Raw genomic sequence first — 8,144 nt, forward strand, 5'->3', positions numbered from 1 at the left:
GGTGCTCGGCGGCAGCGGTGTCGAGGCGGGCGCGGCGCTCGGTGAGCAGACGTCCGTCCTCGCAGACCGAGCGGGCGGCCGTCTCGTGCTCGGCAGCGGTCGCGGCGGCCGCGGCCGCCGCGGCGCACTCGCGGGCGGCAGCGTCACGCAGACCGTGCGCCCAGGCGGAGGGATCGTCCTCGGGCTGGGGCTCGCCGGTGACCTCGCTGACCCGGTGGACCAGCTCGTCGGCGCGTCGGCGTACGTCGTCGGCGTGGCGCGACAGCGCGAGCCGGCGCTCACGCAGCCAGCGTTCGACGTCCTCGAAGCGGCCGGTGCGGAACAGCTGCTGGAGCAGGTGGTGGCGCTCCTCCGACCGGGCTCGGAGGAAGGCCTGGAACCGGCCCTGCGGCAGCATCGCGACCTGGGTGAACTGCGCGGTGTTCATGCCGACGAGCCGCGTGACGAGGTGGCCGGTCTCGTCGAGCCGGGTGGAGTGGGTCACCCAGGAGCCGTCGATGCGCTCGGCGATGACCACCGAGGCCTGTTCGGTGGTGGTGCCGGAGCCGCGCTTCTTGGGCCGCTCCCAGGACGGCGACCGCACGATGCGGAACCGGCGGCCGGAGAGCGTCGCCTCGAGGGTCACTCGGGGCCGCACACCCGGGGCGGCCTGGTCGGAGCGCAGCCTCTTGGCAGAGCTGCGGTCACCCGGCACGTCGCCGTAGAGCGCGAAGCACACGGCGTCGAGGACGCTGGTCTTGCCCGAGCCGGTCGGGCCCGAGAGCAGGAAGAGGCCCGCCTCGGAGAGCTCGTCGAAGTCGACCGCCACCGTGTCCGCGAACGGCCCGAAGGCGGTGATCTCGAGGTGGTGGAGCCTCACGGTGCCGCCATCTCGGACACGAGCATGTCGACGTCGGGGTCCTCGCAGCAGGCGTCGCACGCGGCGAGCAGCAGCGCCGACTCGGCCTCGGTGGCCGGGCCGCCGCGCATCTGCTGGACGAAGTCGAGGGCGATGGCGTGATCGGAGCGGCCGTGCGGGAGGGCGGTGGGTAGGCCGGCAGGGGCACCGGCGGGGGGCTCGAAGCCCAGCACGAGGGTGTGCGGGAACCGGCGCCGGAGCCGGTCCATCGCCTGCAGGGGGCGGACGTCGTCGGTGAGCGTCGCCTGCACCCAGGAGTGCTCGTGCTGCTCGTGCCGGGGGTCGGCGAGCAGCTCGTCGAGGGTGCCTCGGAGGCGGGCCAGCGGTCGGGGCACGGGCGCGGGGAGGAAGTCGGCCTCGCGCACGCCGAAGCCGTCGAGGTCGACCAGCCAGGAGCCCTTGACCTGGGTGGCCTCGGAGAACGAGTAGGCCAGCGGGGACCCGGAGTAGCGCACCGACTCGCTGAGCGTGTGGGGACCATGCAGGTGGCCGAGCGCGGTGTAGTCGACTCCGTCGAAGACCGCCGTGGGCACCAGGGACACGCCGCCGACGCTGATGTCGCGCTCGGAGTCGCTGGGTTGCACCTGGGTGGGCGCGCCGGCGACGAAGGCGTGGGCGAGCACCACGGACCGGGTGCGCGGGCGGGTGGCGAGGTCGGCACGCACCCGGTGCATGGCCGCGGACAGCGCCGCCTCGTGACTGCGGACGGCGAGCCCCCACGGCTCGCGGACGGCGTCGGGGTCGAGGTAGGGGATGCCGTAGACCGCGACCTCGCCGTGCTCGTCCTCGAGCAGCACCGGGGTGCCGACGCCGGAGGCGTCGGTGCGGATGAAGACGCCGGAGGCGTCGATCAGCCGGGAGCTGAACCCGAGGCGCTGGGCGGAGTCGTGGTTGCCGCTGGTGAGCACCACCTGGGCGCGGGACGCGGCCAGCCGCGCGAGGGTCTCGTCGGCCAGCCGCACGGCGTCGACGTGGGGGAGCGCCCGGTCGTAGACGTCGCCTGCGACCACCACCAGGTCGACCGCCTCCTGGTCGACGACCTCGAGCAGGTGGTCGACGTACGCAGCCTGGTGCCCGAGCATGCCCTCGCGGTGGAAGGACCGCCCGAGGTGCCAGTCGGAGGTGTGGAGGATGCGCACACGGCAACGCTAGGAGCGGGCGCCGACATCGCGGCGGGGACGCGCCGAGTGTGACCGGGTCGTCGCGCGCATCTGCCTCAACATGGGGCCGCGACGGCCGATCTGTCTCCCATGCAGGCTGTTCTCGGGTCCCGTCAGGCCGTTCCGCGACCCCGCTGGCTGGGTGCGCTCACCGCGATGATCCTGGTCGTCACCACGTTCGCCCTCGTCACGGTGCCGCTGACGACGTCGGCGGAGGCCGCCTCGCCGTCGCTGTCGGTGAGCCCCTCGACGTACGTCGGCGGGCAGCTGCTCACCTGGACGGGGAGCGTCGGCGCGCCCGGTGTTCGCGACCTGCAGCTCCAGCTGCACATGGGTCGCCCCGGCGACCGGTGGACGACGGTCGACGGCTTCCGCGCCCGGACCCGCGCCGACGGCACCTTCCAGTTCACCTACCCGGCGCCCGGCATGTTCAACATCCGCTACCGGGTCAAGGCCGGCGCCCACGTCTCCGCCTCCAAGCTGTTCCTCGCCAAGACCCAGGAGCTGACCCTGCGGGTGTCCGGCCAGCGGGAGAACAACACCGGCGACCCGGCGCTCGTGGCGGCCGACCGGCCCTTCGAGATCACCGTCGACACCACCCCGGACAACATCTTCCGCAGCCCCTCCTCCCAGGGTCTTCCGGTGTTCCCGGGGCGGCGACTGACGTTGCAGCGGCGCGTCGACGGGGACACCTGGAAGGAGATCGCCTCGGCGAGCGTCGGGACCGACGGACTGGGCCGCTTCAGCGGGCTGACCGAGCCTGCCGGGGTCGCGGTCTTCCGGGTCCGCGAGGAGGACTACCGACAAGACGGCAACGAGATCGGCTGGACCCAGTCGTTCCCGCTCTACGTGTACGTCGGACCGGCCGCGTGGGCGCAGTACGAGCAGGAGCGCCGCGCCGCGCTGAGCACCGTCTCGCTGCCGCCCCCGGACAGCGCCGCCTTCGGCAGCGGGGCGCCGACACCCACCGCCAGCGAGCGGTACGACTGGTACCCGCTGTACTGGGACTTCGCGTGGGAGCACGGCCAGTCCCTCACCGGCGGACCGGCGCGCGGCTCCCGGCCGCGCGGCCACTGGGTCGACTGGGTCGACGGGACCGGTCGGGTCAGCAAGCAGAACGGCCAGCTCACGCTCGACAGCAAGCGCTACTACGGCGCGGGCATCGGGGACGTCGGCACCACCACGGCCACGCTGCACGGCAACGCCGCCACCCAGGGCCGTTGGGAGGCGCGGATGCGGATCCGCGGCGCCTACGAGACCGGCGGGCGCGACTACCGCGTGCAGGCCGAGCTCGTGCCGGAGGACGCCGCCGGCAACCAGTGCGGCAGCCGCCACGTCGTGATCGCGAGCATCTCTGCGTTCTCGCGCCGGGTGCGCTTCGGTGTGGACTCGCCGAAGGGCTCCTGGAGCGGCTCGGCCATCGCCTCGGCCAACCCGCTGCACTCGGCGTACGCCGTCGCGGTGGAGGTGTCCAAGGGCCACCTCACGTGGTTCCTCGACGGCCGGGTCGTGGGGTCGGTGACCGATCCCGGGGCCATCCCCGACCGGCCGATGACGCTGCGCCTCTCGTTGGTGGGTCAGGGCCGGGAGGAGATGAACCAGGTCAGCCTGGTCTCGGACTGGCAGCGTGGGTTCCCGATCGACACCGGCCACCAGCAGGTGAGCGGCACGAAGCTGAAGCGGCGCGCGGCGACGGGCTGCTGACCCCGGGGTCTGGCCGAACCGCGCCCGGCGGCGCCGAGTTTGGCGACCGTCCCGAGTGGAAACCCCTCTGACGCAAGGTTGTTCGGGGGTGACTCACTAGGGAGAAGATCATGGGTTACGGCGTTGGAGTGTTCCTGCTTGCTGTCGGACTGATCCTGGCGCTGGCCGTCCAGGACACGATCAGTGGGGTCGACCTCACGATGGTCGGCTGGATCCTGGCCGCTGTCGGCGCGCTCGCGCTGGTGCTGACGGCGCTCACGCTCAACCGTCGCAACGCTGCGGAGGTCCGGTCGACGACCACGCATGCGGACGGCGGCCACACGGTGCGCGAGACCCGCTCGGAGATCTGATGTCGCCGCACGGGCCCGCGCACAGCACCGCTGTGCGCGGGTCTCGCCTGCGCGCCCAGGGCCGATGAGGATCATCGCGTCGGCTGGGGCCGGCTCGCTCCTGCCGAGCGTTGCCTCGGGCCCAGCGCCCGCCCACGAGCACGACTGGCGCCAGAGCGCGGTGCTCTACGAGGACGGCTACGCGACCGAGGAGTACGGCTGCGCCGGATGTGGGGGAGTGACGTTCCGGTGAGACCTGCCGACCGTGCAGTGCGTAGTGGTCTAGACGACTTCGATCGCATGTAACAGATCGGGTGGGTGCCGACAGGTACCCGGTGCCGGCGGCCTTGGCGACCATCCCCCGTACTTCAGGGCCGCCGGCACTCTGCTGTCCGGACGCAGGCCGTTCCTACGCGTAACGGACGCAGCGGTCGGCCGCGACGAAGCCGTAGAGCGCCAACCCGGCGTCCTCGGCCAGGCGCACCGACAGGCTGCTCGGCGCGCCCACGGCCACCAGCGCCCCGATGCCGGCCGCCACGGCCTTCTGCACCAGCTCGAACCCGGCGCGGCCGCTGACGACCAGGCAGGCCTCGGCCGGCGAGGCGCCGGCGAGCACCCGGGCGCCGGTCACCTTGTCGACGGCGTTGTGACGACCGACGTCCTCGCGGATGGCCAGCAGGCGCCCGTCGGCGGTGGCGAGGCCCGCGGCGTGGACGCCACCGGTGCGGGCGAACACGGACTGACCCTCGCGCAACCGGGCCGGCAGGGCCCGGACCACCTCGGGCGAGGGCAGCGGCCCTGACCACCGGCCGGAGCTGGGCACGGAGAGCGCTGCGTCGAGGCTGTCCTTGCCGCACACCCCGCACGCCGAGGAGCCGGCCGACTGGCCGACGTGCCGGTGCCCCGGCTCGGTGAGGGGGACGGTCGACAGCGTCACCGTCACGACGTTGAACTCCTGCTCGGGCGTCAGGTCGGCATCGGTGCAGTAGGCGACCCTCTGCAGGTCGCCGGCGGCTGTCAGGCCCTCGTGGACCAACCACCCGGCAGCGAGCTCGAAGTCGTGTCCCGGCGTCCGCATCGTCACCCACACGCGACGGGCCGGAGCCCCCGGCCAGGCGAGGCGGATCTCGAGCGGCTCCTCCGTCGCCAGCCGGTCCTCGTGGCGGCGCTCGGTGCCGTCGGCGAGGTGCTCGTGCACGCGGGCCCGGACCGTCGGACCCGGTCGCCGTGCGCGGTCGCCGGTCACGGCCCGATCCTCCGCCCGATCACGCCGGGTAGGCCGCCCGGATCGCGAGCCGCCGCTCGAGCTCGTCGGCGAGGTCGACCACGCGTCGTCGCATCGCGAGGTCGAAGGTGTCGTCGGCGATGAGCGTCCGCGCGCGCTCGAGGGTGTCGGAGGTCTCGAACGGCAGCGGGAAGAACCACATGGCGGAGTCGGCCAGCACCCAGCCGCTGCGCACCTGGGCAGTGCCGGGGACGTCGGCGAAGTAGCGCTCGACGTACGGCTGGAGGAGCTCCTCCTGGCCGCCGCGCCACATGCCGAGGCCCGCGGCCTCCAGCTCGTAGTTGGGTACGTCGACCTGGCCGGTGAACCGCTCCCACGCCCAGGCCTTCGCCTCGGCGTCCGGCAGCGACGCGACCGCCCGGGTGTGCTCGACCCGCGAGCGCGCGGTCGGCTCCGCGTCGAGCTCGGCCTGCAGCTCCGCACGGTCGGTCTCGCCGAGCACCGCCAGGCGCACCAACAGGCGCCACCGCAGGTCGAGGTCGACCTCCACCCCTGCCGGCAGCTGCGTCCCGACGAGCCACCCGCGCAGGTCGTCCGGCGACCCGGCGGAGGCGACGGCCGCCTGGAAGGCGGCCAGCTGGAGCGGGGTGCCGGGTGCGGCGTCCCGGGCCTTGGCGAGGGTCGCGCGGTGCACCCGCGCGAGCGCTTCGTCGGGGTCGCGCGTCACCGGCACGACCTTCGAGAGCACCCAGGGCATCGTGTAGAAGAGCGCGTCGTCGCTGTCCTCGACGGGCAGGCCCGCCTCGACGAGGTCGATCACGTCGGCCGGGTCGATCGAGGCGTTGTGGAACGCGCTGCGCACGTTGTTCCAGACCCCGGCGCGCAGCAGGGTGTCCTCGGTGCGGGGCAGGAGCGTCTTGAGCGCCGCGACCGTGGTGGCGTCGGGCTGCACCAGCCCCCAGGTGTCCTCGTACGGGTCGAGCACGACGGCGGCCTCGCCGGCGTCGTACGGGGTCTCCGGGCCGGTCACCGTCAGCGGCGCGACCTCCCACTTGCCCTCGGGCAGGGCCCGAGCCACGCGGAACGTGTGGGAGCGGTCGGCCGGGTGGCCGGCCGGGGGAGTGCGGCGGACGACGCCCGCGGTCCGGTCGAGGGTGATCGTGTCGGGGCCTGCCGTGCGCAGCCAGCTGCTGGTGAACGAGGAGAGGTCGCCGGCGCCGGCGCGCTCCCAGCTCGCGAACAGGTCGTGCATCGTCGCGTTGCCGAACCGGTGCCGCGTGAAGTGGTCGATGGCCCCGGCGAAGAACACCTCGTCGCCCAGGGCGGCGTTGAGCTGCTTGAGGATGCTCGAGCCCTTGGCGTAGGAGATGCCGTCGAAGTCCTGCAGCGCCGCGCCGGCGTCGACCGCGCCGTTGCCGGCGACCGGGTGGGTGCTGGGCCGCTGGTCGGCGACCAGGCCCCACTGGCGGCGGGCGTAGGCGTTGTGGGTCCACGCGTCGTCGTACTCGGTGACATCGGCGGTGACGCGGTTGCCCATGTACTCGGCGAACGACTCGTTGAGCCACAGGTCGTCCCACCACTGCGGGGTGACGATGTTGCCGAACCACTGGTGCGCCATCTCGTGGGCCACGGTCGTCGCGCGCTGGATGCGCATGCCGCGTGTGACCCGGCTCGTGAACACCAGCGGGTCGCGGAACGTGACGCAGCCGGGGTTCTCCATCGCGCCGGCGTTGAACTCGGGCACGAACGCCTGGTGGTAGTCGCCGAACGGGTAGCGGATGCCGAACAGGCGGTGGAACTCGTCGAAGCACGCCTTGGTCATCGTGAACAGCTCGTCGGCGTCGGCCTCGAGCGCGCCGGCGATGCTCGCCCGGGCCGAGAGGCCGAGCGGGATGCCGTCGTGCTCGTCGCGGATCAGGTGGTAGGGCCCGGCGACGAGGGTCACGAAGTAGGTCGAGAGCGGCTGGGTGCGCTCGAGCTCCCACACGCCCGGCTCCGGGTTGGTGCCGGGGGCGTTGCCGATGACCGTCCAGTCCTCGGGAGCCCGGACGTGGAAGGTGTAGGGCGCCTTGAGGTCGGGCTGGTCGAAGCATGCGAAGACCGTCGGCGCGGCCTCCATGAACGACATGCCGTAGACGTAGTGGCGACCGTCGGCGGGGTCGACGCTGCGGTGCAGCCCCTCGCCGTCGTTGCGGAAGGGCATCACGGCATCGACGACGAGCTCATGGGGGCCCTCGACCGTGTCGAGCGGCAACCGGCCGTGGTCGAGCAGGTCGGGGTCGAGGGCGCGGCCGTCGAACCGGATCTCGTTGACCCGGACCGGCTTGAGGTCGAGGAACGTCGGCCCGCCGCGGCTGGTGAAGCGCACCGTCGTGACCGACCCGAAGGTCCGGTCGTCGCTCGCGAGGTCGAGGCGGACGTCGTAGTCGTCGACGGAGAGGAGGGCGCGGCGGGCGACGGCCTCCGCCTGCTGGAGGCTGCGGTACGGGCTGCTCACCCGGCCACCCTATGCCGGGGTCCGAAGGAGGCCGCCGACGTCATCGATGGGGCATGTTCTGCGTGTTGGGCAACCTCGCGCCGGGTTCGGGAGTCTCATGGTCACGGACGCGAGATACGCGCCCGGTCATTCGGGAGGATCGACGCTCATGCAGCGGCTCATCGCTCACCGCCGGGGTCGCGCCCTGGCATCCCTGATCACTGTCGGAGGTCTCGGTCTCGCCGCGGTCACCGGCGTCGGCGCGGTCGGCGGGACGGCCCAGGCCGCCGCCCCGACGGGTGACTGCGCCACTCCGTTCCCGGTCGCCGATCTCGCGAGCGGCCAGCCGGTC

At 73.1% G+C, this 8,144-nt stretch carries 8 protein-coding genes; 4 read left to right on the forward strand and 4 right to left on the reverse strand.

All coding sequences use genetic code 11. The features are described from left to right. Nucleotides 1–859: SMC family ATPase (locus tag Q0L15_RS08410; RefSeq protein ID WP_296603597.1), on the reverse strand; the 859-nt coding region annotated here is incomplete at its 3' end. Beyond that, on the reverse strand, nt 856–2,037 hold the full coding sequence (locus Q0L15_RS08415; RefSeq protein ID WP_296603599.1) for an exonuclease SbcCD subunit D: 1,182 nt from the start codon (nt 2,035–2,037) through the stop codon (nt 856–858). The genes Q0L15_RS08415 and Q0L15_RS08410, both read right to left, overlap by 4 nt. Nucleotides 2,038–2,148: 111 nt before the next feature. Here Q0L15_RS08415 and Q0L15_RS08420 point away from each other — a divergent pair, with 111 nt between their 5' ends. From Q0L15_RS08420 to Q0L15_RS08430, 3 genes are all read left to right on the forward strand, one after another. After that, a complete protein-coding gene (locus Q0L15_RS08420) occupies nt 2,149–3,762 on the forward strand; it encodes a hypothetical protein (protein ID WP_296603600.1) in 1,614 nt (537 codons plus the stop codon). Between the two features lie 110 nt (nt 3,763–3,872). Beyond that, the gene (locus Q0L15_RS08425) at nt 3,873–4,112 is read left to right on the forward strand and encodes a DUF6458 family protein (protein WP_296603601.1); all 240 of its coding nucleotides are present in this window, start codon (nt 3,873–3,875) and stop codon (nt 4,110–4,112) included. A gap of 64 nt (nt 4,113–4,176) precedes the next feature. Further along, complete coding sequence (locus Q0L15_RS08430) at nt 4,177–4,344, forward strand: hypothetical protein (protein ID WP_296603602.1); 168 nt, start codon at nt 4,177–4,179, stop codon at nt 4,342–4,344. Nucleotides 4,345–4,500: 156 nt separating this feature from the next. Here Q0L15_RS08430 and Q0L15_RS08435 read toward each other — a convergent pair whose 3' ends face one another. Both Q0L15_RS08435 and pepN read right to left on the reverse strand, forming a co-directional pair. Further along, nucleotides 4,501–5,337, reverse strand: coding sequence for a formate dehydrogenase accessory sulfurtransferase FdhD (locus tag Q0L15_RS08435; protein ID WP_296603604.1), 837 nt, complete (start codon nt 5,335–5,337; stop codon nt 4,501–4,503). Between the two features lie 19 nt (nt 5,338–5,356). Further along, nucleotides 5,357–7,813 carry an aminopeptidase N gene (pepN, locus tag Q0L15_RS08440; protein WP_296603605.1) on the reverse strand — a complete coding sequence of 819 codons (2,457 nt, stop codon included), beginning with the start codon at nt 7,811–7,813 and terminating at the stop codon, nt 5,357–5,359. Between the two features lie 148 nt (nt 7,814–7,961). Between pepN and Q0L15_RS08445 the strand changes: the two genes are divergently transcribed. Further along, a partial coding sequence (locus Q0L15_RS08445) for a hypothetical protein (RefSeq protein WP_296603606.1) occupies nt 7,962–8,144 on the forward strand: 183 nt, incomplete at its 3' end.

It is taken from the genome of Nocardioides sp. (assembly GCF_024509035.1).
Taxonomy (GTDB): Bacteria; Actinomycetota; Actinomycetes; order Propionibacteriales; family Nocardioidaceae; genus Nocardioides.